The 23,098-nt window shown below is 60.9% G+C and carries 24 protein-coding genes, 1 tRNA gene and 1 pseudogene; 13 read left to right on the plus strand and 13 right to left on the minus strand.

All coding sequences use genetic code 11. The annotated features are described in order from the left end of the window. Window positions 1-133 precede the first annotated feature (133 nt). A complete protein-coding gene (locus ACFOFO_RS21630; RefSeq protein WP_390327178.1) occupies window positions 134-910 on the minus strand; it encodes an enoyl-CoA hydratase in 777 nt (258 codons plus the stop codon). Between the two features lie 366 nt (window positions 911-1,276). On the opposite strand from ACFOFO_RS21630, the gene ACFOFO_RS21635 reads away from it, so the two are divergent. Both ACFOFO_RS21635 and ACFOFO_RS21640 read left to right on the plus strand, forming a co-directional pair. Next, the gene (locus ACFOFO_RS21635; protein WP_390327179.1) at window positions 1,277-2,497 is read left to right on the plus strand and encodes an MFS transporter; all 1,221 of its coding nucleotides are present in this window, start codon (window positions 1,277-1,279) and stop codon (window positions 2,495-2,497) included. Window positions 2,498-2,629: 132 nt separating this feature from the next. Next, window positions 2,630-3,070: a universal stress protein gene (locus ACFOFO_RS21640; protein ID WP_390327181.1), complete on the plus strand. Its 441-nt coding sequence runs from the start codon at window positions 2,630-2,632 to the stop codon at window positions 3,068-3,070. A gap of 26 nt (window positions 3,071-3,096) precedes the next feature. On the opposite strand, the gene mltA is transcribed toward ACFOFO_RS21640, so the two are convergent. Further along, the gene (mltA, locus tag ACFOFO_RS21645) at window positions 3,097-4,227 is read right to left on the minus strand and encodes a murein transglycosylase A (RefSeq protein ID WP_390327182.1); all 1,131 of its coding nucleotides are present in this window, start codon (window positions 4,225-4,227) and stop codon (window positions 3,097-3,099) included. Window positions 4,228-4,289: 62 nt separating this feature from the next. On the opposite strand from mltA, the gene ACFOFO_RS21650 reads away from it, so the two are divergent. After that, a complete protein-coding gene (locus ACFOFO_RS21650; protein WP_390327184.1) occupies window positions 4,290-4,451 on the plus strand; it encodes a hypothetical protein in 162 nt (53 codons plus the stop codon). A 24-nt stretch (window positions 4,452-4,475) separates the two neighbouring features. Here ACFOFO_RS21650 and apaG read toward each other — a convergent pair whose 3' ends face one another. After that, the gene (gene apaG / locus ACFOFO_RS21655; RefSeq protein ID WP_390327185.1) at window positions 4,476-4,850 is read right to left on the minus strand and encodes a Co2+/Mg2+ efflux protein ApaG; all 375 of its coding nucleotides are present in this window, start codon (window positions 4,848-4,850) and stop codon (window positions 4,476-4,478) included. 271 nt (window positions 4,851-5,121) lie between these two features. On the opposite strand from apaG, the gene rpe reads away from it, so the two are divergent. The 7 genes from rpe to trpC all read left to right on the plus strand — a co-directional run bounded on the left by rpe (window position 5,122) and on the right by trpC (window position 11,120). Beyond that, entirely contained in the window at window positions 5,122-5,793 is a 672-nt protein-coding gene (gene rpe, locus ACFOFO_RS21660; RefSeq protein WP_390327187.1) for a ribulose-phosphate 3-epimerase, read from the plus strand. A 7-nt stretch (window positions 5,794-5,800) separates the two neighbouring features. Beyond that, window positions 5,801-6,535, plus strand: coding sequence for a phosphoglycolate phosphatase (locus tag ACFOFO_RS21665; RefSeq protein WP_390332837.1), 735 nt, complete (start codon window positions 5,801-5,803; stop codon window positions 6,533-6,535). Between the two features lie 211 nt (window positions 6,536-6,746). Then, the gene (gene trpE, locus ACFOFO_RS21670) at window positions 6,747-8,243 is read left to right on the plus strand and encodes an anthranilate synthase component I (protein ID WP_390327189.1); all 1,497 of its coding nucleotides are present in this window, start codon (window positions 6,747-6,749) and stop codon (window positions 8,241-8,243) included. Beyond that, the gene (locus tag ACFOFO_RS21675; protein WP_390327191.1) at window positions 8,244-8,813 is read left to right on the plus strand and encodes an aminodeoxychorismate/anthranilate synthase component II; all 570 of its coding nucleotides are present in this window, start codon (window positions 8,244-8,246) and stop codon (window positions 8,811-8,813) included. Beyond that, window positions 8,776-9,183 carry a hypothetical protein gene (locus ACFOFO_RS21680; RefSeq protein ID WP_390327192.1) on the plus strand — a complete coding sequence of 136 codons (408 nt, stop codon included), beginning with the start codon at window positions 8,776-8,778 and terminating at the stop codon, window positions 9,181-9,183. Before ACFOFO_RS21675 ends, ACFOFO_RS21680 begins: the two co-directional genes overlap by 38 nt. A gap of 34 nt (window positions 9,184-9,217) precedes the next feature. Continuing rightward, entirely contained in the window at window positions 9,218-10,255 is a 1,038-nt protein-coding gene (gene trpD / locus ACFOFO_RS21685) for an anthranilate phosphoribosyltransferase (protein WP_390327194.1), read from the plus strand. Window positions 10,256-10,316: 61 nt separating this feature from the next. Further along, window positions 10,317-11,120 (plus strand): indole-3-glycerol phosphate synthase TrpC, encoded by an 804-nt coding sequence (gene trpC, locus ACFOFO_RS21690; protein ID WP_390327196.1) that lies wholly within the window; start codon window positions 10,317-10,319, stop codon window positions 11,118-11,120. Between the two features lie 162 nt (window positions 11,121-11,282). Here trpC and ACFOFO_RS21695 read toward each other — a convergent pair whose 3' ends face one another. The 7 genes from ACFOFO_RS21695 to ACFOFO_RS21725 all read right to left on the minus strand — a co-directional run bounded on the left by ACFOFO_RS21695 (window position 11,283) and on the right by ACFOFO_RS21725 (window position 19,549). Next, complete coding sequence (locus tag ACFOFO_RS21695) at window positions 11,283-13,160, minus strand: M61 family metallopeptidase (RefSeq protein WP_390327198.1); 1,878 nt, start codon at window positions 13,158-13,160, stop codon at window positions 11,283-11,285. A gap of 1 nt (window position 13,161) precedes the next feature. Continuing rightward, window positions 13,162-13,623: a DUF3429 domain-containing protein gene (locus ACFOFO_RS21700; RefSeq protein ID WP_390327199.1), complete on the minus strand. Its 462-nt coding sequence runs from the start codon at window positions 13,621-13,623 to the stop codon at window positions 13,162-13,164. Window positions 13,624-13,730: 107 nt separating this feature from the next. Then, the gene (locus ACFOFO_RS21705) at window positions 13,731-14,351 is read right to left on the minus strand and encodes a nucleotidyltransferase family protein (RefSeq protein ID WP_390327201.1); all 621 of its coding nucleotides are present in this window, start codon (window positions 14,349-14,351) and stop codon (window positions 13,731-13,733) included. A 46-nt stretch (window positions 14,352-14,397) separates the two neighbouring features. After that, window positions 14,398-16,620: a xanthine dehydrogenase family protein molybdopterin-binding subunit gene (locus ACFOFO_RS21710; protein WP_390327202.1), complete on the minus strand. Its 2,223-nt coding sequence runs from the start codon at window positions 16,618-16,620 to the stop codon at window positions 14,398-14,400. A 91-nt stretch (window positions 16,621-16,711) separates the two neighbouring features. After that, a complete protein-coding gene (locus ACFOFO_RS21715; protein ID WP_390327204.1) occupies window positions 16,712-17,170 on the minus strand; it encodes a (2Fe-2S)-binding protein in 459 nt (152 codons plus the stop codon). Window positions 17,171-17,524: 354 nt separating this feature from the next. Next, on the minus strand, window positions 17,525-18,262 hold the full coding sequence (locus tag ACFOFO_RS21720) for a DsbC family protein (RefSeq protein WP_390327205.1): 738 nt from the start codon (window positions 18,260-18,262) through the stop codon (window positions 17,525-17,527). A gap of 54 nt (window positions 18,263-18,316) precedes the next feature. Further along, window positions 18,317-19,549, minus strand: coding sequence for an FAD-dependent monooxygenase (locus ACFOFO_RS21725; protein ID WP_390327207.1), 1,233 nt, complete (start codon window positions 19,547-19,549; stop codon window positions 18,317-18,319). Between the two features lie 139 nt (window positions 19,550-19,688). On the opposite strand from ACFOFO_RS21725, the gene ACFOFO_RS21730 reads away from it, so the two are divergent. Together ACFOFO_RS21730 and ACFOFO_RS21735 are read left to right on the plus strand one after the other, a co-directional pair. Beyond that, window positions 19,689-19,764 (plus strand) — tRNA-Phe (locus ACFOFO_RS21730). A gap of 355 nt (window positions 19,765-20,119) precedes the next feature. Then, window positions 20,120-20,488, plus strand: coding sequence for a cupin domain-containing protein (locus tag ACFOFO_RS21735; protein ID WP_390327209.1), 369 nt, complete (start codon window positions 20,120-20,122; stop codon window positions 20,486-20,488). 130 nt (window positions 20,489-20,618) lie between these two features. On the opposite strand, the pseudogene ACFOFO_RS21740 reads toward ACFOFO_RS21735, so the two are convergent. Further along, a pseudogene (locus ACFOFO_RS21740) lies at window positions 20,619-20,711 on the minus strand (transposase); the annotation flags it as partial. A 230-nt stretch (window positions 20,712-20,941) separates the two neighbouring features. Here ACFOFO_RS21740 and ACFOFO_RS21745 point away from each other — a divergent pair. Then, a complete protein-coding gene (locus tag ACFOFO_RS21745; RefSeq protein ID WP_390327211.1) occupies window positions 20,942-21,307 on the plus strand; it encodes a hypothetical protein in 366 nt (121 codons plus the stop codon). A gap of 155 nt (window positions 21,308-21,462) precedes the next feature. Here ACFOFO_RS21745 and ACFOFO_RS21750 read toward each other — a convergent pair whose 3' ends face one another. Both ACFOFO_RS21750 and ACFOFO_RS21755 read right to left on the minus strand, forming a co-directional pair. After that, complete coding sequence (locus ACFOFO_RS21750) at window positions 21,463-21,855, minus strand: RidA family protein (protein ID WP_390327213.1); 393 nt, start codon at window positions 21,853-21,855, stop codon at window positions 21,463-21,465. 38 nt (window positions 21,856-21,893) lie between these two features. Further along, window positions 21,894-23,075: an acyl-CoA dehydrogenase family protein gene (locus tag ACFOFO_RS21755; RefSeq protein WP_390327215.1), complete on the minus strand. Its 1,182-nt coding sequence runs from the start codon at window positions 23,073-23,075 to the stop codon at window positions 21,894-21,896. Window positions 23,076-23,098: the final 23 nt, after the last annotated feature.

Below are 23,098 nucleotides of genomic sequence, written 5' to 3' on the forward strand. Positions count from 1 at the left end.
TTTCTTGCTGCACTGCTTTATTTTTCTGCCGTGCCACCCTGCTTCCGTCTTGCTTTTCCAGGCCGCGCATCGCTGCGCCGGCCGCTTGCACCGGGCGCTGTTTCCGCCCCTGCTCAACGGGAGCCGAACTATATCAAAGGTTGCGGAAGATTGGCAAGCGTTTATCGACGAAAGCTTTCATTCCCTCTTTCTGGTCCTCGGTCGCGAAGGTGCTGTGGAACATGCGGCGCTCGTACTGCACGCCTTCCGCCAGCGTGCTTTCATAGGCGCGATTGATCGATTCCTTGACCATCATTACCACCGGCAGCGACATCGCGGCGATGGTGGCCGCAGCGGCCAGCGCTTCGTCCAGCAATTTGTCGGCCGGCACAATGCGCGACACCAAGCCGGCGCGCTCCGCTTCCGCCGCGTCCATCATGCGTGCGGTCAGGCACATGTCCATCGCCTTCGATTTCGATACCGCGCGCGGCAGGCGTTGCGTACCGCCGGCGCCGGGCATGGTACCGAGCTTGATCTCCGGCTGTCCAAACTTGGCGCTGTCGGCCGCGATGATGAAGTCGCACATCATGGCCAACTCGCAGCCGCCGCCCAGCGCATAGCCTGCGACCGCGGCGATCACCGGCTTGCGAACGTGGCGGATCTGCTCCCAGTTGCGCGTGATGTAGTCGCCCTTGAACGCGTCCATATAGGTGTAATTGGCCATCGCGCCGATATCGGCGCCGGCAGCGAACGCTTTTTCGCTGCCGGTGATGACTATGCAGCCGATGTTTTCGTCGGCATCGAATTTGAGCATCGCGTCGCCGAGCTCATCCATCAACTGATCGTTCAACGCATTCAGGGCCTTGGGCCGGTTCAGGCGGATCAGCCCTACTTTGCCGTTGGTTTCGACGAGGATGTTTTCATATTGCATGCGGCCTCCTGGCAACTGATGGTGAGCAAAAGAATAATTGTATCCGCTAGCCGGCATTTGGCGTCCATTCGCACCGAAATTGACTGACCAGGAGCCTGTTTTTAATTACAATCAACGCTCGCAAAGCATGGAGCAACCGCGGCATCGCAACGGCGCCCGCCGCACCCTTGCCACATATACTCCATTAAACACATTCAGTATCCGCACGAAATTATTAGATAATTTAGGCATACTCCAAAAGAGTATGCCTAATGCGGCAAAGAACCGACACTCTGGCCCCTTTGTCTTCACCTTGATTACCTATCGAGCGCCATCATCGCCAGCACCTTCCGCCTTTACCTGTCGCGCAAATTGTCGGCCGATCCGATGTTGCGCAATTACGATTTCCGCCGTTTCTGGTTGACTTGTGCGATTGCCGGTTTCGGCGAACAAATCAGCAATCTCGCGATCCCGCTCACCGCAGTGCTGCTGCTGCACGCGACGCCGAGCCAGATGGGCATGCTGATCGCGTTGCAAATGGCACCGTTTGCACTGTTTGCGTTGCCATCGGGAGTCTGGCTCGATCGCCGTAGCAAGTTCCCGGTCGTGCTGTGGACCGAGTTCCTGTTCGCCTTCGTGCTGGCGATCATTCCGCTAGCCTACTGGCTCGGCTTGCTGTCGATGCCGCTGCTGTATGCGGTCGGCTTCCTGCTCGGCATCGGCTTCGTGCTGGGCGGCAGTGCGGCCCAGGTATTCCTGACCCACCTGGTCGGACGCGAACATCTGATGGACGCGCAGAGCAAGTTCGCCGCCACTGACTCGGTGTCGCGCCTGATTGGGCCCGGCATCGCGGGCCTGCTGGTGCAATGGCTGACTGCGCCGTTTGCCATCTTGATCAATGCCGCCGGATTTCTGCTGTCGTGGTGGAATCTGGGCTATCTGCGCAATCACGATCCGCGTCCGGCACCGTCCGATACGCATCCGCTGCGCGACATGGTCGGCGGCATTGTGATGATTAAAACCCACCCGATATTGTGGCCGCTGGCCTGGGGCACCGCGCTGTGGCACGTGCTGTTTAATGGTTATCAGGCGCTGCAGATCCTGTTTGCGACGCGCGAGCTGGCGATGTCGCCAGGCGTGCTGGGCATGGCGCAGATGCTGGGCGGCTTCGGCGTACTGGCCAGTTCCATGCTGTTGAAGCCACTGTCGAAAAAATTCGGCACCGGCAGCGCGATCCTGATCGCCATCGGCGGCACCGCGTTCGCGTGGCTGATGCTGCCGCTGATTCCGGCGACGCTGCTTGGATCGTCCCTGCTGAGCGCGATCGCCTACGGTGTCGTGATCTTCCTGTTTGATTGCAGCACGATGCTGTATTTCATGCCTTATCTGGCACTGCGCCTGAAGTTGACGCCGGATGCCTATCTCGGGCGCATGGTGTCGACCATGCGCTTTCTGACCGTCGCCGGGGCGCCAATCGGCGCCTTGTCGGCTGGCTGGATCGCGGAACACTTCGGCCTGCGCAATGGTCTGGCGACCGTCGCGGCGGGCGGCGTGATGCTGACCATGGCCATGTTTTGGCTTTCTCCGTTGCGCACCATCCGCGCTTAATTTTCGGATTTGCTTGGCCGGGCATCCACTTTGGCCATCGATATATGTTGCGCGAGCGCAAAAACCAGGCACATCAAAAAGCAGTAGACTGACGTTTCGCAGGCATGCGCTGCACTTCCAGTGGAGCAAATCATGTTCAAGAATATCCTGGTACCGACCGATGGCTCCCCGTTATCCGATATCGCAGTCAATGCGGCCATCGAGTTTGCACAGGCGATGAGCGGTAGCAAGCTGGTGGCGCTGTCGGTCGCCGAGCCTTATCCGTTTTCACCGCTGACCGAAAGCTCGATCGCCGCTGATTCCGGTATCTACGAAGAAAAGATGCGCGAAGTGGCGGAGCAGCGGGTGCAGAAAGTCGCGGATGCGGCCAGGCAGGTGCAAATCCCGTGTGAAACCGTGGTCGCGCAGTCATTTAGTCCCTACGAAGAAATCATCGCCACCGCTAACAAGTTCGGCTGTGACGTGATTTTCATGTCGTCACACGGACGCAAGGGCCTTAACCGCTTTTTCGTCGGCAGCGAGACGCAAAAGGTGTTGGCGCACACCACGATACCGGTCCTGGTGTTCCGCTAACCGACACCCGCGCCCTGCGCCATACCTCAGGTGCCGCTTTTCGGCAGCAGCACCCACATCATTGCGCGTTGCTTCATTCGGCCGGCCTTCTCGCCGGCTTCCGCACCAAAGCCCCAAAAAACATCGGCGCGCACCGCATTTTTGATCGCGCCGCCGGTATCTTGCGCCATGACCAGCCGCTGCAACGGCAATTCACTGGCGGGCAGCGTGCTCGATAAAAATACCGGCACGCCGAGCGGCACATATTGCGGGTCGACCGCAATCGAGCGCTGCGCAGTCAATGCGACGCCGAGTGCGCCTTTCGGGCCCTTTTTCGGGTCCGCCAGTTTTTCTTCCTTGAAAAACACATAGCTCGGATTGGCGTTCAATAACTCCTGCTGTCGCGTCGGGTTGGCGGCCAGCCAGGCCTTGATGCCTTGCGCTGACGCCTGGTCCAGCTTCAATTCGCCCTTGTCGACCAGGTAGCGGCCGATCGATTTATACGGATACCCATTCTGGTCGGCATAGGCCACGCGCACGGTTTCCTTGCTGTCGGCCAGCTGGACCCGGCCCGAGCCCTGCACTTGCAGGAAGAATGCGTCGATCGCATCGTCGACCCACAGCAATTCCTCGCCGGCCAATAGATTGGACTGGCTCATTTGCTCACGCGACGGGTAAGGGACGATCTTGTTGCCGACCTGCCGACCGCGCAGACGCATGCTCTTCAACTCTGGATAGACGCTGGCCAGATCAACTGTCAGCAGATCGTCCGGCACCCGATGCAGAGCGACCTGATAGCGGCCGCCGCGCTTGCGGGCGCCGTGTAGCAGCGGCTCGTAGTAGCCGGTCGCGAGGCCGGTTTCCGAGCCGTCCGGATTGAATACCTGGTAGGGGGCGAAGAATGACTCGAAAAAGGTCCGCACCGCCTTGCCATCGCTGGCATCGACGTCGCGCGCTATGGTGCAGGGTTCGCGCCAATCGGCCTTCTTGATCATCACCTCGCACGATGCCAGAAACGCCGGCCACGCATCGCGCAGCTCATCCTTGTCCCAACCAGGCAAGGCCGCATAGCTGGTCAGGCGCAGTATTTCAGCCGGCTTCGCAATGGGCGGCAGCACCACCGGTGGCTTTATCGTGCCGGGGACAGTGGGTTGCGTGCTGCAGCCGGTCAACGCCATGGCGACGCATACGCAGGATACGAGTAAACTAGTGCGGGTAATTGACATTGAGGATACGTGATATGTGGTTGTTGATGCTGGAAGCCGGCGGCGCTGGCTTGGTGCTGATTTTTATCGTCTGGTGGACCATGTTTGCCAGTCCGAAGCCGTACCATCCGCCGTCACTGAATGATGCGGAAACGCCGCAGCCCGATGATGAGCAGCGGCAGGAGCCGCACCATTAGCAAGGTCGAGTGCGCCGGCAGCAATCAGTGTAGCGTGCGCGGCAGCGACAGCACGAATTCCGGGATTTTCGCCTCGAACCGCTCGCCGTCTTCGGCGACACAGAAATAATCGCCATACATCGACCCTTGCGGCGTCGGCAACGCGGTGCCGCTGGTGTACTCGAACTGCTCGCCCGGCTGCAGCAACGGCTGATGACCGACCACGCCGAGTCCGCGCACCTCTTCAGTGTGATTGGTGGCGTCGGTGATGACCCAATGACGCGAGATCACCTGCACTGCGATATCCCCGCTATTCTTGATAGTGACCGAGTACGTGAACACGTAATTGTCGCGGTCCGGTGCGGATTGTTCCGGCAGATACTGGGTTCTGACAGAGACGGTAAGTTCGTAAGTTGCCATGAATAGCCCTTATATGGAATCCGCGCTCGCTCCCGTCCGCCAGACGCTAACAATGTTGCCGATGTCGGACCTGACAGCGCGTCGATAGTGCTCTGAAATTCTGTAAAAACGGGTGATTCGATATTGCGATTGTATCGAATCATTGCACACAAAATCAGTTCGCGACACAAGGGCGGACATGGATCAGGGGTTAAAATAGCGCACTTTCTGCATTTTTCCCTGCAATTCTTAAACGCTGGTTCTTAGTCGCCATTTCTCTCGAGCAATTTTCATGACCACTTTTCGTATCGCGCCCAGCATCCTGTCCGCCGACTTCGCTCGCCTGGGGGAAGAAGTGCGCAATGTCGTCACCGCCGGCGCCGACATCATCCATTTCGACGTCATGGATAACCATTACGTTCCCAACCTGACCATCGGCCCGCTGGTGTGCCAGGCCATTCGTCCGCATGTGCAAGTGCCGATCGACGTGCATCTGATGGTCAAGCCGGTCGATCGGATCATTCCCGACTTCGCCAAGGCCGGCGCCGATATCATCACCTTCCATCCGGAAGCATCGGAACATATCGACCGTACGCTGCAATTGATTCGCGATAACGGCTGCAAGGCCGGGCTGGTATTCAATCCCGGTACACCATTGCATTTTCTGGAGCACGTCATGGACAAGCTCGACATGATCCTGATCATGTCGGTCAACCCCGGCTTCGGCGGACAATCCTTCATCCCGCAAGCGCTCGACAAGATCGCCGCCGTGCGTCAGCTCATCGACGCGTCCGGCCGCGAGATCCTGCTGGAAGTCGATGGCGGCATCAAGATCGAGAACATCGCCGCGGCAGCCAAGGCGGGTGCCGATACCTTTGTCGCGGGATCGGCGATTTTCGGCCAACCCGATTACAAGGTGGTGATCGATGCGATGCGGCGCGAACTGGCGTCGGCGCGCGCGTGAACGCACCATGAGCGCACCCACCATGAGCGCACCGGAACGCAGGCCGATTGCTGGAATGCTGAGCGGCATCCGCGCCGCCATCATCGATCTGGACGGCACCATGCTCGACACCGCACCCGATTTCCTGGTCGCGATCAATCGCATGCGGGACGAACTCTCGCTCGCGCCGCTGGCGCTGGACTGCATCACGCTGTTCGTCGGCAAGGGTTCGGAAAACCTGATCCGGCGCGTGCTGGCCGTCGATTTCGACGCGCCGCAGGTGGAACAGCATTTCGACGCCGCGCTGGCCTCCTACCAACGTCATTACCACGCGATCAATGGCGATCACAGCAGCATCTATCCCGGTGTCCATGAGGGACTGCGCGCCATGCAAAACAAAGGGCTGCGGCTGGCTTGCGTGACCAACAAGCCAATCGCGTTCGCGCGGCCGCTGCTGGAAAAGGCCGGATTGCGCCACTATTTCGAGCTGGTTTATGGTGGAGATTGCCTGCCGAACAAAAAGCCGCACCCGCTGCCACTGCTGCAGGTATGCCGCGATTTTGCGCTGCAGCCGCGACAGGTGGTGGCGATCGGCGACTCATCGAACGATGCGCAGGCGGCGCGTGCAGCCGGCTGCAAGGTGCTGAACGTACCGTATGGCTACAACCACGGGCAATCTATACAAGAGGTCGATTCCGATGGTATAGTCGACACGCTGCTCGATGCAGCCGCACTGATCTCCATAGATAATTGCGCGTCTTAAATACAACTACAAGCAGCTTCCTCTACACAGATAATGTTTCTCGATAATAAACGCAACCTCGTACAACCGGGCTCGATTGAGGCCTGGCTATGGCGACGCTGGCAAAGCTGGGCTAAGTAACCCGTGATTTGCTGCCGGCTGCTCCTGTGCAATCGGCAACGTTTTTTTAAACCCACACCGCTCGTTCTACAATGACGGCCTGGAGAGAAACATGACTGAACTCGAATTCAAATCGCTGGCCGCGCAGGGCTATAACCGCATCCCGTTGATCGCCGAAGCCCTCGCCGATCTCGAAACCCCGCTCTCGCTGTACCTGAAGCTGGCGCAAACCCAGAACGCGGGCAAGAACACCTTCCTGCTCGAATCGGTGGTTGGCGGCGAGCGATTTGGCCGCTACTCCTTTATCGGCCTGCCGGCCAACACCTTATTGCGCAGCGTCGGTACGCGCTCTGAAGTATTGCGCAGTGGTGAGGTGATTGAGCAGCACCAGGGCAATCCGCTCGAATTCATCGCCGAGTTCCAGGCGCGTTATCACGTCGCCGTGCGCCCCGGCATGCCGCGCTTCTGCGGCGGCCTGGCCGGTTATTTCGGCTACGACACGGTGCGCCATATCGAACACAAGCTGGCCCATTCGATGCCGAAGGATGATCTCGGTCTGCCCGACATCCAGTTGCTGGTCACGGAAGAACTGGCCGTGATCGACAACCTGTCCGGCAAACTGTATCTGATCGTGTATGCCGATCCGACCCAGCCGGAAGCATTCTCCAAGGGACGGCAGCGGCTGCAAGACCTGCGTGCGATGCTGCGCCGCGGCGTCGAGACGCCGGTAACGTCGGCCTCGGTCCGCACCAAAGTCGTTCGCGAGTTTGCCAAGGATGATTACCTGAAGGCGGTCGCACGCGCCCACGAATACGTGATGGCCGGCGACGTGATGCAGGTCCAGATCGGCCAGCGCATCAAGAAGCCCTACGTCGATTCGCCGCTGTCGCTGTACCGCGCATTACGTTCGCTGAATCCGTCGCCATATATGTACTATTATAATTTCGGCGACCTGCAGATCGTCGGCGCCTCGCCCGAGATCCTGGTGCGCAATGAAAGCAGCGCCGACGGCAGCAAGAAGATCACGCTGCGCCCGATTGCCGGCACGCGCCCGCGCGGTGCGACACCGGAACGCGACGAGCAATTGTCGAAGGAATTGCTGGCCGATCCGAAGGAGATTGCCGAGCATGTGATGCTGATCGACCTGGCGCGCAACGACATTGGCCGCATCGCCGAAACCGGCAGCGTGAAAGTCACCGATCGGCTCGTGATCGAAAAGTATTCCCATGTGCAGCACATCGTCTCGAATGTCGAAGGCCGGCTGAAAGCGGGCCTGTCGAATCTCGACGTGCTGAAGGCGACTTTCCCGGCCGGCACCCTGACCGGCGCACCGAAAGTGCGCGCGATGGAAATCATCGACGAACTGGAACCGGTCAAGCGCGGCATCTACGGCGGCGCCTGCGGCTACTTGTCGTTTGGCGGCGAAATGGATGTCGCGATTGCGATCCGCACCGGCGTGATCAAGGACGGCATGCTGTATGTGCAAGCAGCGGCCGGCATCGTCGCCGACTCGATCCCCGAGATGGAATGGCAGGAGACCGAGGCCAAGGCGCGCGCCGTGCTGCGGGCGGCAGAACAGGTGCAGGATGGTCTGGACGGAGAAATTTAAATGCTGCTGATGATCGACAACTATGATTCATTCACCTATAACCTGGTGCAGTATTTCGGCGAGCTGGGCGAAGAGGTGCGCACCTTCCGCAACGACGAAATCACGCTGGAACAGATCGCGGAACTGAAACCGGCGCGCATCTGCATCTCGCCCGGGCCGAAGACGCCGCTGGAAGCAGGCATCTCGGTGCCGCTGCTGCAGCATTTTGCCGGCCAAATACCGATCCTCGGGGTCTGCCTCGGTCACCAGAGCATCGGCGCGGCGTTCGGCGGCAAGGTCATTCGCGCCAAACATGTGATGCACGGCAAGACCTCGCTGATCGCACACACCGGGATTGGCGTGTTCAAGGATTTGCCGAGCCCGTTCACCGTGATTCGCTACCACTCGCTGGCGATCGAACGGGCATCGCTGCCCGATTGCCTGGAAGTGACCGCCTGGACCGACGACGGCGAAATCATGGGCGTGCGCCACAAGCAATTCAATATCCAGGGCGTGCAATTCCATCCTGAATCCATCCTGTCGGAGCACGGCCATGCCTTACTCAAGAATTTCATCGAAGATCGCGTTTAGTTTGCTGTCAGCGGCGCTGGCCGCGGGCGTAGCCCACAGCAGCGTGTTGCAGGACTGCGGTCAGCAGGAAAAGACGGCGTCCGGGTACGACAGCTGCATCGTCGCAGCGCAGCAGCGCTCGTTGCGCGCACTGCGCCTGATCGACAGTGCGATCACTGCGAAATTTCAGTCGAACACGAAAGACAAGCATGCGTTCCGCCAGTACGCCACTACCGAATCGCATTATGTGCGCGAACGCAAGGCGCGCTGCGGCGCTGCGGCCAGCGAAGCGGCAAAGAACCGGATGGACCGTCAGCAGGCACAGCTGGTGTGCGAAGCGGAAGCCAATTTCGCGCATGTCGCCCAGCTCACGCAGCGCTATCCCCAATAAGCAATAGTCATAGCAAGCCCAATCAGGAAACATCATGCCGATCACCCCACAGGAAGCGCTGCTGCGCTGTATCGAACACCGCGAAATTTTTCACGATGAAATGCTGTCGCTGTTCCGCCAGATCATGAAGGGTGAAATGTCGCCACCGATGATGGCGGCGCTGATCATGGGCCTGCGGGTCAAGAAAGAAACCATCGGCGAGATCGCGGCGGCGGCGCAGGTGATGCGCGAATTTTCGACCAAGGTACCGATGGCCGACACCCACAACCTGCTCGACATCGTCGGCACCGGCGGCGACGGCGCCCATACCTTCAATATCTCGACCGCATCGATGTTCGTCGCGGCGGCAGCCGGCGCGCGGGTCGCCAAGCACGGCGGGCGCAGCGTATCCTCGTCGTCCGGCAGCGCCGACGTGCTGGAGGCGCTCGGTGCCGACATCAACCTGAAGCCCGAGCAGGTCGCGCAATCGATCGCACAAACCGGCATCGGCTTCATGTTCGCGCCGAATCATCACGCCGCGATGAAGCACGCGGCGCCGGTGCGCAAGGAGCTGGGCGTGCGCACGATTTTCAATATCCTGGGGCCGCTGACCAACCCGGCCGGTGCCGACAATATCCTGATGGGTGTATTTCATCCCGATCTGGTCGGGATCCAGGTACGGGTATTGCAGCGGCTGGGGACCCAGCGCGCGATGGTAGTCTGGGGCCGCGATAACATGGACGAAGTGTCGCTGGGTGCGGCCACCATGGTCGGTGAACTGGTCAACGGCGAAATCCGCGAGTACGAAATCCATCCGGAAGACTTCGGCCTGCAGATGGTCGCCAGCCGCAACCTGAAGGTCGCAAACGCGGCGGAATCGAAGGAAAAGATTTTCGAGGCCCTGCAGGGAACGCCGGGAGCGGTATTCGATATCGTCGCGCTCAATGCCGGCGCCGCACTGTATGCCGCGGGCAAGGTTGGCTCGATCGGCGACGGCTTGCTGAAGGCGCGCGAAACCATCGCGTCCGGCGCGGCGCGCGCCAAGCTCGACCAGTTCGTGCAAGTCACGCGCCAACTCGGTGGTCAAGCTTAGGGCGTGAAGAGGCGCCATACGCTCCACCAATAATCACGCAGCACTACACCAAGAAGAAAGCATGTCGGACATACTGAATAAAATTCTCGACGTCAAAGTCGACGAAATCGCAGCCGCGAAAAAATACCGTTCACTCAACAGCCTGCGCGACGAGGTCGAACGCGACAAGGATGCGCGTGCGGCGATTCGCGGCTTTGAGGCCAGCCTGCGCAGCACGATCGCTGCCGGCCGGGCCGGGGTGATCGCCGAGGTGAAGAAGGCGTCGCCATCGAAAGGCGTGCTGCGTGCAGATTTCAATCCGGCCAGCATCGCGGCCGATTATGCGACGCATGGTGCGGCCTGTTTATCGGTACTCACCGACGTGCAATTTTTCCAGGGCGCGCCGGAATACCTGCAGCAGGCGCGTGCCGCCTGCGCGATTCCTGCATTGCGCAAGGACTTCATGATCGATCCGTACCAGGTGTACCAGGCACGGGCCTGGGGTGCCGATGCGATTCTGTTGATCGTCGCCGCACTCGATCACGGCCTGATGGCTGAAATGGAAGCCTGTGCGCATGAACTGGGCATGGGCGTGCTGGTCGAGGTGCATGACGGTATCGAACTGGACGCCGCGCTGAAATTGAAGACTGCGCTGCTGGGGATCAACAACCGCAATCTGCGTACCTTTGAGACTTCGCTACAGACCACGCTCGACTTGCTGCCGCGCATTGCGCCGGACAAGCTGGTGGTGACCGAATCGGGCATTCTCGCCGCCGATGACGTGAAGCGCATGCGCGACGCGAACGTGCACGCGTTCCTGGTCGGCGAAGCGTTCATGCGGGCGCCGAGTCCGGGCGCCGAACTGCGCCGTCTGTTTGATCACTGAGATACTTGATTTGCCCGCACGATCGCGTTGAACGGCCAGTTGGGTTGCATCAACCTGACACGCGAGCGGCCCAAACAAGGCATTGCCGCACAGGCGGGAATCGAGGTTGATGAAACATCGACCCGGCTCCCCGCCTGCAGCGAAAAACCTGGCGGCCGGAGTTTAACGCTGCATGCTCGGCCGCGGCAGCAGCTTTACCGCAGCGGCACCGGTTTTCTTGCCTGGCGCCGGCGTGGCCAACGTGAAGCCGAGCGCCGGTGCTTGATCCGCTTGCAGTTTTGCGCTGAAACGCAGCAGCTCGTCGCGCCGAAACGCATGCACCTCGACCGCAGCGCCGACCCGGTAGCGCGACAGCAGCGACTCCAGATTGCCGGATCCGCCGGCCATCGAGACCCGCAGACCATCGAGCGCGACCAGCAGGTCGCCGGCCGACAAACCGGCACGATGCGCCGCGCCGCCTTCATACACATTGGCCAGCTTGCAGTCATTACCATCGCGCACGGTGCGCACATCGAGGCTGGCCTTGGCTGGCGGCCGGTTGTCGCTCAAAGTGACGCCGAACGGCGCCAGCAGCTTGGCCAGCGGCAGATCGCCGGTGCCGTGCACATAGCGCTGGAAGAAGGAGTTCAGTTTGAGGCCGGACACTTCATCGAACACGGCTTCCGCCTCGGCCTCGGTCACGCCGCGCTGCTTCTTGCCGGGTGTATAAAAATCACGGCCATAGCGTTGCCACAGCGCGCGCATCACGTCGTCCAGCGATTTCTTGCCGTCGGTTTTTGCGCGTATCGTCAGATCCAGCGCCAATGCGACCAGCGAGCCCTTGGCGTAATAGCTGACGATCGCGTTCGGCGCATTTTCGTCCTGCCGGTAATACTTGGTCCAGGCGTCAAAGCTCGATTCGGCCACGCTCTGCTTGTTGCGCCCACTGCCGCGCAGCACCGCATTGGCGGTCTTCGCGACCAGCTTGAAATAGGCTGGCTCGTCGATCAGGCCGCTGCGTACCAGCATCAGGTCGTCGTAGTAACTGGTGAAGCCCTCAAACAGCCATAACAACGAGGTGTGGCTTTCACTGTCCAACGCATACGGCGCAAACGCGGCCGGCTTGATACGCTTGACGTTCCAGGTATGAAAATATTCGTGGCTGCACAGGCCGAGGAAAGTGCGATAACCGTCGCTCATCTCGGCCGCAGCCGCCACAGCGGACGCCTTCGCCGGCAGATCGGCGCGCGAACAGATCAGCGCGGTCGATGCGCGATGCTCCAGGCCGCCGTAACCGTCGCCGACCGCCATGGTGAGAAACAGATAGCGATCCATCGGCGCGCGTTTGGTCTTCGGTTCGAAGAACGCGATCTGCGCCTCGCAGATCCGCTTCAGGTCGGCCGTCAGCCGCGCCATGTCGAGGTTCGGCACCCGACCGGTGACCACGATGTCGTGCGGTACGCCATGCGCATTGAAGGTGGCCAGCTCGAATGCGCCGGTCTCGACCGGATGATCGATCAGCTCGTCGTAATTGGCCGCGATGTAGGTGCCAAAACCGTAGCGCTTGGCCTTCAGCTCCGGCAGCGCTGTGGCGACGCGCCAGTTGCGGTAATCGGCGCCATCGGGACGCTGGATATCGATCACATGCGGCGCATCGTCCTGGCCGTGGACGCGCAGGAACACACTGCTGCCGTTGAAAAATCCGTGACTCTGGTCGAGATGGGCGGCGCGCACCGACAGGTCCCACGCATAAACCAGATAATGCAGCATCAGCGCGCCGTCGCACGGTGCGGCCTGCCAGCTGTGCTTGTCGAGCTTGCGCAACGCGACCGCGCGGCCACCGGATTCGGCCTGTATCTGCACGATATTGCGCGCGAATTCACGGATCATGTAGCTGCCGGGGATCCACGCCGGCAAGGAAAATATCTGGCCGTCGGGGTCCGGTGCCGCGACCGTCAGCGTGACTTCGTACAGATGCGCGGCCGGATCCCTGGCGGCGATGCTGTATTGCACTGCATGTTTGGTATCCGCGTTGGTGTAGTCTCTGATAGTCACTCTCATCTCACACTCTCATGTTAGCGGCGATAAACGTCATGGCCAGCGCCGCGACGACCACGCAGGTCAATTGAAAACGCAGCGTCAGAAACCAGTCCGGCATCCGATACCACCGATACAAGCGCTTATCGACCTGATACGCGGCGACAAAACCGAACATCAGCGCTGCGAAGCCGAAACCCATTTCCAGCGAGCGCGCGAACCAGGCCAACGCGGCCGGCACCACGCCCCAGATCATGGCCTTCTTGGTTTGTTCGACCGTAAAATGTTCACTGGCGAGTGCCGCGCCCCAATGGATGCCGCCGAGGAAGGACAGGATCGCGATGCCATAGCCGATCTGCGCGCGAATGCAGACGCCGAGCCAGTCTGGATGCACCAGCCAGCACGCGAGTGACAGGACGACGAAGGGAAGCAGGCCGGCAATGCCGAGGATGCGCGCGAGGCGCTTGTTCAGGAAATGCGTGTTCATCGAGTGAAGCGCCATCGCCGACGCGCGGCCGGGCGCTGATAAAAAACGCATAGTGTAACGGATGTGCGGCGATTGACCGTTGTCGTGCGGACACACCCGACCATCGGCTAGGTCAGATCGGCCGGTGTATCGATATCGTGCAGGATGCCGGGATCATCGACTTCCACTTCGGTCACGGCACATGCCTTGAGCAGGCTGCGCGCGCCCTGATCGCCCTGCAATTGCAGCAGTCGGGGCAGGTGCCGACAGCTGAAACCGACCGGATTGCCGCGTTGACCGTGATGCACCGGGGCGGCGATATCGGCGCCGGCCTCGAGCGCCGCCAGCAAGGCCTGAAGTGTCGCCGGCCGCAGATACGGCATGTCGGCCAACGCGATCAAGCAGCCCTTGGCGTCGGGCGTATGCGCGAGTGCGTGCCGCAGTCCGTGCGCCAGCGACATGGCCATGCCATCACCCGGGTTGGGACAGGTGGTGACCACACACCCCTGGCTCTGTAATATCGCAGCGAGTTGATCTGCACCGGGGCGCAGCACCGCAACCACGGTCGGCACGGCGGCCAGCAAATGGCTGGCGCTGGCACCGGCGACTGTTACCCCGCTCGGCAAGACTTGCAGCAGCTTGTCTTGCAATCCGCTCGGATCGAAACGCGCGCCTTGGCCGGCGGCCAGCAATATGGCCGGGTATTTGGCCATGCGCAGCCGGGCGCCCTGGTCCGTCCGGTCGTTCATTGCGGCCGGCAGACGCAACGCAATGACCGCATCGGCCACACTCCGATCAGGCCGATGCCAGGTCGAACGGCAGCTTGCGCAGACGCTTGCCGCTCAGTTTCGCGATCGCGTTGGCAAATGCCGGCGCCAGCGGCGGCAGGCCAGGCTCGCCCATCCCGGTCGGGGGATCGTTCGACGCGACGATATGCACGTCGACCTGCGGCATGTCGGTCATCCGCGCCATCGTGTACTCGCTGAAATTTTTCTGCTGCACCACGCCATCCTTGAGCGTAATCGCGGCGCCAGGCAAGGTGGTGCCGAGCGCCATCAGGACCGCGCCCTGCACCTGTGCTTCGACCGTCATCGGATTGACCGCGCGATTGCAGTGGACGCCGGCCGTGACCTTGCGCAGTTTCGGCGTGCCATCCTTGATCGACGCCTCAACCACATAGGCCACCACCGAATTGAACGATTCGTGCAGCGCGACGCCCCACGCGTGACCGGCCGGCAAGGCCCTCTTGCCATAGCCGGATTTATCCACCGCCAGATTCAGCGCCGCCAGGTGGCGCGGGTGCTTGTTGCCGATCAGTTGCTTGCGGTAGGCGACCGGATCGATGCCGGCCTGCTGCGCCGCCTCGTCGATCAGGGTTTCCATCACGAACGCGGTGTGGGTCGAACCGACCGAGCGCCACCACAACACCGGCACGTTGACCTCGGCGTTGTGGACCGACAGCTTCATCGGCACCTGATATGGCTCGCCCATGCCTTCGGTCATCGTGCTGTCGATGCCGTTCTTGACCATCATCGACTCGAAGGGCGTGCCTTTCAGGATCGACTGGCCGACGATGGTGTGGTTCCACGCGACGATCTTACCCTTGGCGTCGAGCCCGATTTCGGCGCGGTGCAGGTGTGCCGGCCGGTAATAACCGCCACGGATATCGTCCTCGCGACTCCAGATTACCTTGAGCGGGCCCTGCTTGCCACTGGCGTGGTACGCCTTCGCGACATTGACCGCTTCGACGATGTAATCCGAGGTCGGCACCGCGCGCCGGCCAAAGCCGCCGCCAGCCATCATGGTGTGCAGCGTCACCTGTTCCGGCTTCAGTCCGGCAGTGCGTGCGATCGCGCCCTGGTCGATGGTCTGGAACTGGGTGCCGGCCCAGACCGTGCAGCCGTCCGCCCGCAAGTCGACCACGCAGTTGAGCGGCTCCATCGGCGCGTGTGCCAGATACGGAAATTCGTATTCGGCGACGATTTTCTTTGCGGCCGTGTCCAGTTTCGAGATATCGGCGTCGCGCGCCACGATGCCGGGCTGCCCGGCCAGCGCACGGTAGTTCGCCATTTGCTGGTCGCTGCTGACTTTGCCGAGACCCGTGCTGTCCCAGTCCAGCAGCAGCGCGTCGCGTCCCTGTTTGGCCGGCCAGTAGCCATCGGCGATCACGGCCACACCCTTGCCACCGCGGTCCGTTGCCACCTCCAGCACGTCGACTACGCCGCGGATCGCCTTCGCCTTGCTGGCGTCGATCTTGGTGACCTTGGCGCCGAACACCGGCGGCCGCGCCACCACCGCCACTTTCATGCCTGGCAGATGGTGATCGATACCGAATTCCTGCTTGCCACTGGATTTGGCGCGGGCATCGAGGCGCCGCGTCGGTTTGCCGATAATGCGAAAATTCTTCGCGTCTTTCAGCGCAACCTGGTCCGGCAGCGGCTGCTGCATCGCGGCCTCGGCCAACGCACCGTAGCTGGCTTTTTGGCCCTTCGGCCCGTGTACCACGCCCAACGCAGTCCTGCATTGCGCCGGTTGGACCAGCCATTGCTGGGCGGCGGCGGCGATCAGCATCGCGCGCGCCCGTGCACCGATTTCGCGATACTGCTGATACGAGTGGGCGACCGAACCGGAGCCGCCGGTCATCTGGATCCCGAACAACGGGTCCTTGTAGGCGTCGCCGGCCGGTGCCAGCTCGCCGCGCATCTGCGACCAGTCGACATCGAGCTCTTCGGCGATCAGCATCGGCAGGCTGGTGTGCACGCCCTGGCCGAATTCCAGTCGGTTAACCGCGACCGTGATGGTGTTATCGGGTGCAATGCGCAGGAACGCATTGGGCGTCGACACTGGCTTGGCCGCCGCCTGCGCATTGGCAAACTTGTTCGCGCCCGGCACCACAAAGCCGAGTACCAGACCGCCGCCGAGGACGCCGGACACTTTCATGAAGTTACGGCGCGACAGACCGGTCTTGCCGTTATCGACGAGGCCTTGTGCTGCTGCATTGATCCATTCGATTCGCATGATGCGCTCCTGGTGGGACAAGTGATCGGTCAAACTGGGGAGATAACGGGATGCCTGTGCGTGGACGGCCGCGCTGATCGCGGCGGTCGCTTCAGGCCAGCGCTTTGGCCGCGTCCTTGATCGCCGCGCGTATCCGCTGATAGGTGCCGCAGCGGCAGATATTGCCGCTCATCGCGCCGTCGATATCGGCATCCGATGGATTCCGGTTGGCCTTGAGTAGCGCGGTGGCGCTCATCACCTGGCCGCTCTGGCAATAACCGCATTGCGGTACGTCGTGCTTGACCCAGGCGTCCTGCACCGCTTTGCCAACCTTGTCGGCTTCCATCGCTTCGATGGTGGTGATCTTCTGGCCGCTCGCGGCCGAAATCGGCGTCACGCAGGAGCGGATCGGCTGGCCGTTCAGATGCACGGTGCAGGCGCCACAGAGTGCCGCGCCACAGCCGAACTTGGTGCCGGTCAGATTCAGATTATCGCGCAGCGCCCACAGGATCGGCGTCGATGGATCGGCATCGACTTGCATGTCGCGACCGTTGATATTCAATGTGACCATGTGGACTCCTTGAGGGCCTGCGTTGGCACGCACGGCGAATTGTCGAACCGCCAATATAACGGAATTTTGACGCCGCTGTCAGCACATTGCGGCCAGACAATCGCCCGTTGACCACAGCGCCAAACGGCAGCGACGAAGTGGCGCGCGGACCGCATCGGGATGCCGCTGGTTTGGAATTGGCGGGAGTATAGGGCAAAACAATGTGGGAAGCCCCCGATTTAACTCGGGCTCAAAAAATACTGCGTCCAGTATTTTTATTGCACGCGGACCGAAAAAACAACAGGGAGCGCGCTGCCGATGGCGCCATGCAGGCGGGGTGCCGTCGCAAGCCATGGACGGCACCGGCAACACGGTTTATTTCAGTGAAGCGAATTTCTCTTCCAGCGCGTTGGCGTCGACCGCGCCCGGGATGCGGGTGCCATCGGCGAAGAAGATCGCCGGCGTGCCGGTGATTTTCAGCTTCCGCCCGAGCGCAAACACCTTATCATTCGGCGTGTTGCAACTGGCCGCCGCGGTGGGCGCCGCCTTGCCGTCCAGCATCCAGTCGTCCCACGCCTTGTTGCGATCCGGCGAACACCAGACGTTCTTCGACTTCACTGCGGAATCCTCGGCCAGGATATTGAACAGGAAGGTGTAAATCGTGACGTTGTCGACATCCTTGAGGGTATGGCGGAAGCGCTTGCAGTAACCGCAGTTCGGGTCCTCGAACACCGCGATCACGCGCTTGCCGTTACCCTTGACGGTCTTCAGCGCCGACTCCAGTGGCAGATCCGAGAACTTGATCTTGCTGATCTCGTCGATCCGGGCGCGGGTGAAATCCTTGTGGGTCTTGGCATCGATCACGCGGCCGACGAACAAATACTGCGCTTTATCATCGGTATAGATGATGTCGCCGCCGGTGCGCACCTCATACAGGCCAGAATACGGGGTCTTGGTCACGGACTCGACGATCGCGCCCTCGCCCAGACGCGCCGCGACCAGCTTCCTGATCGCAGCTTCCTGCGTGGTTTCCGCGCTGGCGGCGACCGCAGCGAGCGACAACAGGCCGGCGATGGCATAGTGGGCGGAGCGGGAGGTGAAACCTGTATTCATGGTCTGTTTTCCTTGGTTATTCTTGGTCGTTATTAGTGCCTAGTGCCGCGCGCCCTATCGGAGCTTGCCCAGCGCATGCGAAATCAGCCGCCGCTTTAAGACCGGCATTTTGTCGAGTAAGTTCAATCCGGCGTTGCGCGCCAGCCGCAGCGGCTCGAAATCGGTGCCGAACAAGCGCGCCAGACCGTCGGTCGCCAGCTGCATCAGCAATACCTCTTCCTTGCGCGCCCGCGCATAACGCGCCAGCACCCGCGCATCGCCAGGGTCGCGCTGCGGCTCGCGTTCAGCCACCACCTTGAGCAACGCAGCGACGTCGGCAAAACCCAGATTCATGCCATGCCCGGCCAAGGGGTGCACCACGTGTGCGGCGTCGCCGACCAGCGCCACGCGTGCGGCCGTCATCGCGTGCGGACGGATCAGCATCAAGGGCACCGCCTTGACCACTTCCGGCTGCAGCGCGCTTAACTGTCCCAGCTGCGCGCCGGCCAGCGCTGTCAATCGCTGCGCCAGCTGCGCCGGCGCCTCGCGCAGCAAGGTCTCGGCCAGCGCGTCCGGCGCCGACCACACCAGCGACACGCGCTGCCCCGGCAATGGCAGCAGCGCGACGATGCCCTCGGTCGCGGTAAACCATTGATAGGCGACGCCGTGATGCGGCTTCTCGCAATCGAAATTGGCGACCACTGCGCGCTGGCCGTAAGGCCGGTAATCGAGGCCGATATCGCATTGCCCGCGCACCCAGGATTGGCCACCATCGGCGCCGACCAGCAGCGACGCTCTTAGCATTTCGCCATGCTCGAGCCGCACCGTCGCCGCCGCGCCATCGTGGCACAAGGCGGTCGCGCGACCCGACACCAGCCGCACGTTCGGCGCAAAGCGCAGCGCCGCATCGAGCGCCTGATTCAGATTGCTGTCCTCGACGATCCACGCCAGCGCGCCGACACGCGCACCGTACGCATCGAATCCCAGCGCCCCCGCATGCTGCGCATCGTCGCCGATGACCTGCATCGCATCGACCGCCGCCACCCGCGACGCATCCAGCGCATCCCACACCCGCACCGACGACAGCAAGGCCCGCGCCACATGATTGAGTGCATACACCCGCACATCCCATCCAGCCGCAGCGGCCACTGGCGCGCCCGGCGGACACAGCAAAGTAACGCTGTGCCCGGCCTGCGCAAAACCGAGGGCCGCCACTTTGCCGATCGCGCCATTGCCAACGATGCAAACATCGCTTTGCTGCCGCACCGGATGCGAAACAGCCGGAGAAACCGTGCTTGAACTATTCATTCCTGCATTATAGCGTTTGCAAATACGCCAGTTTGCTATTGAGAATGCGCCCCGCCGCACCGGTCATAATCGGCTTTCGCGAAATCTTCGCAGAAACCCTCTTGCATAATAAATTTCTTTTGCTATAATCTTGCCTCTTGGCCTGGTAGCTCAGTCGGTAGAGCAGAGGATTGAAAATCCTTGTGTCGGTGGTTCGATTCCGCCCCGGGCCACCAAGAATGTACGTTACAGAACGCCAACCTTCACCGGTTGGCGTTTTCGTTTGCGGGATTCGCAGTCCTCGTGTCCGGTCTATTTCCGGTTTGCGGTCGGTTCCAGAAATCTTGCCCCCACTGATCTCTACCCCTTAACGGTTATGCGCGACATTGCGGGCGGTAAGAACTCTTGAGGCGTCTTATCCGGCACTGCGTCTTGCACTCACAATGCGCCGACCTATAATATTTCGTATGAGGTCTAGCCTCAAAGCCGATTTGTTGGTATCAGCGCGTCTGGTCCACCCCTTCTTAACTGCTCAAATACCCTGACTCGCCAATACTATATCCGCCCACCATTTTTTTGGAGGATCATGCCATGAGTGCGACGTTAGAGAAAAAATCTTTGGACAAGCCGGACGAAGTCCGACCATTCAAAGACGGCAAAGGCAAGGTAGCTGTGTTTACACTCGGCAACCACACAATGGGCCGTGCCGAGTTCGAACCTGGTTGGCGCTGGAGTCTGCATGTGAAACCGATAGCAGGAACGGATTCTTGCCAGGCCGCTCATACCGGCATCATCCTTGAGGGTCGGATGGTCGTTAAGATGGATGATGGATCTGAGATGGAATACGGGCCGGGCGACGTCTTTTATATGCCACCTGGGCATGATGCCTGGGTAGTCGGAAACCAGCGTTGTGTGGCGTTCGATGTAACAGGCGTCGCAAAATACGCCAAACCCCAATAAGACGGCTCTTGGCCCTGAATCAGCGGTTCTACAATTCCACCCCTTGAACCATTGTGAAATTCAAGGGCTTGGAGGATCCTTGGGTCGGTGGTTCGATTCCGCCCTGGACCACCAAGAACATCGATGGGTTACGCAACTGCCGCAATTCTGACGGACCTGGCCCGCCATACTTCTTCGTCCAGTTCGAAAACGTCGCATCCGAAATCCCGATTCTGCGGCACACTCCTTCCCTGCCACCTTTTTAATTCTGTGTACGTTAGCGCACAGAAAGAACCTATTTTTCTCTATATCTTTGCAACACGAGTTCTACATATCGCAGGTCAAGCAACGGATTTTCCTGCGTTGCCTACTCAAGCACATCGGCAAATGCACTGATGAACCGATTAGCTTGATCGAGTCCTCGCGCATTGGCGATCGCGCTTCGTCCTTGATTACAATCGGAAAGGATTTACCATGAAAAATATTCGCACTGTTCTGATCGCTGTTTCGGCACTGGTATTAGTCAATGTCGCTCAAGCACAAACGCCACCTGCCACTGACCCTTCTGCCGCCGTTACTGCTCCTAAGGCAACCGATAGCGCGAACGCCGCCTCCTCCGCTGATCCATTTGTACAAAAGCGCCAGGCTGACAGTATCGCCAAAAAGGAATACAAGGCGCGTAAAAAAGCCGCCAAAAAGCAAATGAGCGCGGAACAGAAGGAAGCAAAATCCGAGTTGAAGGCGGAGAAATCAGAATCGACTGATATCCGCAACAAAGCATTAACAGAAACACCAGCGATCAAGTCAACAGGAGAGGCAGCAGAGCCAAAATCCAAATAAGTGTGTCGGCCGCTGGCCGCTAGTGCACTGCTAACGTTCATGTCGCAATGAGCGGCGCTACTGGCCGATGTTTTCCGCTGAGATGATTGAGCAGTCATGGTGCGGTCGGCCGGCGGGATGCATCGCTTGCGTTCCGGCGCCAGACGATATTGCAACTAGACCGGCACGATGGCGGTGACTTCAATTTCGAGCCGGGCCTGGTCTTCTATCAGTCCCGCCACCTGCACCGCGGTCATGGTCGGGTAATGCCGGCCGATGACCTCGCGGTAGGCGATCCCGATTTCCTTGTAGGCAGCGACGTATTCCTTCTTGTCGAGTACATACCAGGTCATGCGCACGATGTGTTCCGGGCCGGCCTCGGCTTCGGCCAGCACCGCGACGATGTTCTGCAGCGCTTGCCGGGTCTGCCCCGCGAAATCGCTGGTATGGAAGCGCCCTTGCGCGTCCCATCCGATCGTGCCGCTGACGCAGATGGTGCGGCCAGTGGCGGCGATGCCGTTGCTGTAGCCCTTGGGGGTGATCCAGCCGGGCGGTTGCAGGATATGCATTTTCTGTGTTCCTCTTATCTGTCAATTCGGCTGCGCGGTCAGGCGCCTTTGGGCTTGGAATCGGATCCACGCAGCAGCTCGCGCGCGATGATCAGCTGTTGCACTTCGCTCGCGCCTTCATAGATCCGCAAGGCGCGGATCTCACGATACAGACGCTCGACCGGCTGTTCGCTGACCACCCCCAGCCCACCGAACATCTGCAGCGCGGCATCGATCACTTGTTGTGCGGTTTCGGTCGCGGTCAGCTTGGCCATCGCCGCTTCCTTGGTGATGCGCTGACCCTGATCGCGCATCCATGCGGCGCGATAAGTCAGCAATGCGGCGGCGTCGATGCCGGTCGCCATTTGCGCCAGCTTGGCCTGGGTCAGCTGGAAGTCGGCCAAGGTCTGACCGAACATCTTGCGCGTGGTCGCGCGCTGCAAAGCCTCGTCCAGCGCACGGCGCGCGAAGCCAAGCGCGGCGGCGGCGACCGAGGTGCGGAAGATATCGAGGGTTGCCATCGCCACCTTGAAACCCTGCCCGGCGTCGCCCAGGCGCTGGCTGGCGGGAATCCGGCAATTGTCGAACTTCAGCCTGGCCAGCGGATGCGGCGCGATCAGATCTATCCGTTCGGCGATCAACAAACCCGGCGTCTCGGCGTCGACGATGAAGGCCGAAATGCCGCGCGCGCCGGGCGCTTCGCCGGACCGTGCGAACAGCACGTAAAAATCGGCAATGCCACCGTTCGAGATCCAGGTCTTCTCGCCGTTCAGGATGACATGCTCGCCATCGACCGTGGCCGCGCACTGCATCGCGGCGACGTCGGAGCCGGCGTCCGGCTCGGACAAGGCGAAGGCGGCGATCGCGGCGCCCTGTGCAACGCGCGGCAGGTAATCGCGCTTCTGCTGCGCGCTGCCGAACAGCGTGATCGCGCCGGAACCGAGTCCCTGCATTGCGAATGCAAAATCGGCCAGGCCGGAATGGCGCGCCAGCGTCTCGCGGATCAGGCACACGGCGCGGGTATCGATGGCATCGCCGCTGGCGCCATAGGCGGTGCCGCCGATCGCGTATTTGAGCCAGCCGGCCGCGCCGAGCTGGCGCACCAGATGGCGGCAGGCGGCGTCGACGTTGTCGTCGTGCTGCTGCGCAATATGCTGGCCGGCCCAGGCGTCCAGCGCCTGCGCCAGTTCACGATGCTGCGCCGCCAGGAACGGCCAGTCGAGGTAGGAGGTATCTGCCATGTCTATTGTCTCAGTCGCCTTAA

Source organism: Pseudundibacterium arcticum (genome assembly GCF_042646465.1).
GTDB classification, from domain to species: Bacteria; Pseudomonadota; Gammaproteobacteria; order Burkholderiales; family Burkholderiaceae_D; genus Undibacterium_A; species Undibacterium_A arcticum.

Bases quoted from the DNA above. Each gene is read 5' to 3' on its own strand.
- ACFOFO_RS21715 (WP_390327204.1), bottom strand. From the start codon at position 17,170: ATGGTCACATTGAATATCAACGGTCGCGACATGCAAGTCGATGCCGAT.
- mltA (WP_390327182.1), bottom strand. From the start codon at position 4,227: ATGGCGTTGACCGGCTGCAGCACGCAACCCACTGTCCCCGGCACGATA.
- ACFOFO_RS21725 (WP_390327207.1), bottom strand. From the start codon at position 19,549: ATGAATAGTTCAAGCACGGTTTCTCCGGCTGTTTCGCATCCGGTGCGG.
- ACFOFO_RS21755 (WP_390327215.1), bottom strand. From the start codon at position 23,075: ATGGCAGATACCTCCTACCTCGACTGGCCGTTCCTGGCGGCGCAGCAT.
- rpe (WP_390327187.1), top strand. From the start codon at position 5,122: ATGACCACTTTTCGTATCGCGCCCAGCATCCTGTCCGCCGACTTCGCT.
- ACFOFO_RS21745 (WP_390327211.1), top strand. From the start codon at position 20,942: ATGAAAAATATTCGCACTGTTCTGATCGCTGTTTCGGCACTGGTATTA.
- ACFOFO_RS21680 (WP_390327192.1), top strand. From the start codon at position 8,776: ATGCCTTACTCAAGAATTTCATCGAAGATCGCGTTTAGTTTGCTGTCA.
- ACFOFO_RS21695 (WP_390327198.1), bottom strand. From the start codon at position 13,160: ATGAGAGTGACTATCAGAGACTACACCAACGCGGATACCAAACATGCA.
- ACFOFO_RS21700 (WP_390327199.1), bottom strand. From the start codon at position 13,623: ATGAACACGCATTTCCTGAACAAGCGCCTCGCGCGCATCCTCGGCATT.
- ACFOFO_RS21665 (WP_390332837.1), top strand. From the start codon at position 5,801: ATGAGCGCACCCACCATGAGCGCACCGGAACGCAGGCCGATTGCTGGA.
- ACFOFO_RS21650 (WP_390327184.1), top strand. From the start codon at position 4,290: ATGTGGTTGTTGATGCTGGAAGCCGGCGGCGCTGGCTTGGTGCTGATT.
- ACFOFO_RS21735 (WP_390327209.1), top strand. From the start codon at position 20,120: ATGAGTGCGACGTTAGAGAAAAAATCTTTGGACAAGCCGGACGAAGTC.
- trpD (WP_390327194.1), top strand. From the start codon at position 9,218: ATGCCGATCACCCCACAGGAAGCGCTGCTGCGCTGTATCGAACACCGC.
- trpE (WP_390327189.1), top strand. From the start codon at position 6,747: ATGACTGAACTCGAATTCAAATCGCTGGCCGCGCAGGGCTATAACCGC.
- trpC (WP_390327196.1), top strand. From the start codon at position 10,317: ATGTCGGACATACTGAATAAAATTCTCGACGTCAAAGTCGACGAAATC.
- ACFOFO_RS21640 (WP_390327181.1), top strand. From the start codon at position 2,630: ATGTTCAAGAATATCCTGGTACCGACCGATGGCTCCCCGTTATCCGAT.
- ACFOFO_RS21630 (WP_390327178.1), bottom strand. From the start codon at position 910: ATGCAATATGAAAACATCCTCGTCGAAACCAACGGCAAAGTAGGGCTG.
- ACFOFO_RS21705 (WP_390327201.1), bottom strand. From the start codon at position 14,351: ATGAACGACCGGACGGACCAGGGCGCCCGGCTGCGCATGGCCAAATAC.
- ACFOFO_RS21750 (WP_390327213.1), bottom strand. From the start codon at position 21,855: ATGCATATCCTGCAACCGCCCGGCTGGATCACCCCCAAGGGCTACAGC.
- ACFOFO_RS21635 (WP_390327179.1), top strand. From the start codon at position 1,277: ATGTTGCGCAATTACGATTTCCGCCGTTTCTGGTTGACTTGTGCGATT.
- ACFOFO_RS21675 (WP_390327191.1), top strand. From the start codon at position 8,244: ATGCTGCTGATGATCGACAACTATGATTCATTCACCTATAACCTGGTG.
- ACFOFO_RS21720 (WP_390327205.1), bottom strand. From the start codon at position 18,262: ATGAATACAGGTTTCACCTCCCGCTCCGCCCACTATGCCATCGCCGGC.
- apaG (WP_390327185.1), bottom strand. From the start codon at position 4,850: ATGGCAACTTACGAACTTACCGTCTCTGTCAGAACCCAGTATCTGCCG.
- ACFOFO_RS21710 (WP_390327202.1), bottom strand. From the start codon at position 16,620: ATGCGAATCGAATGGATCAATGCAGCAGCACAAGGCCTCGTCGATAAC.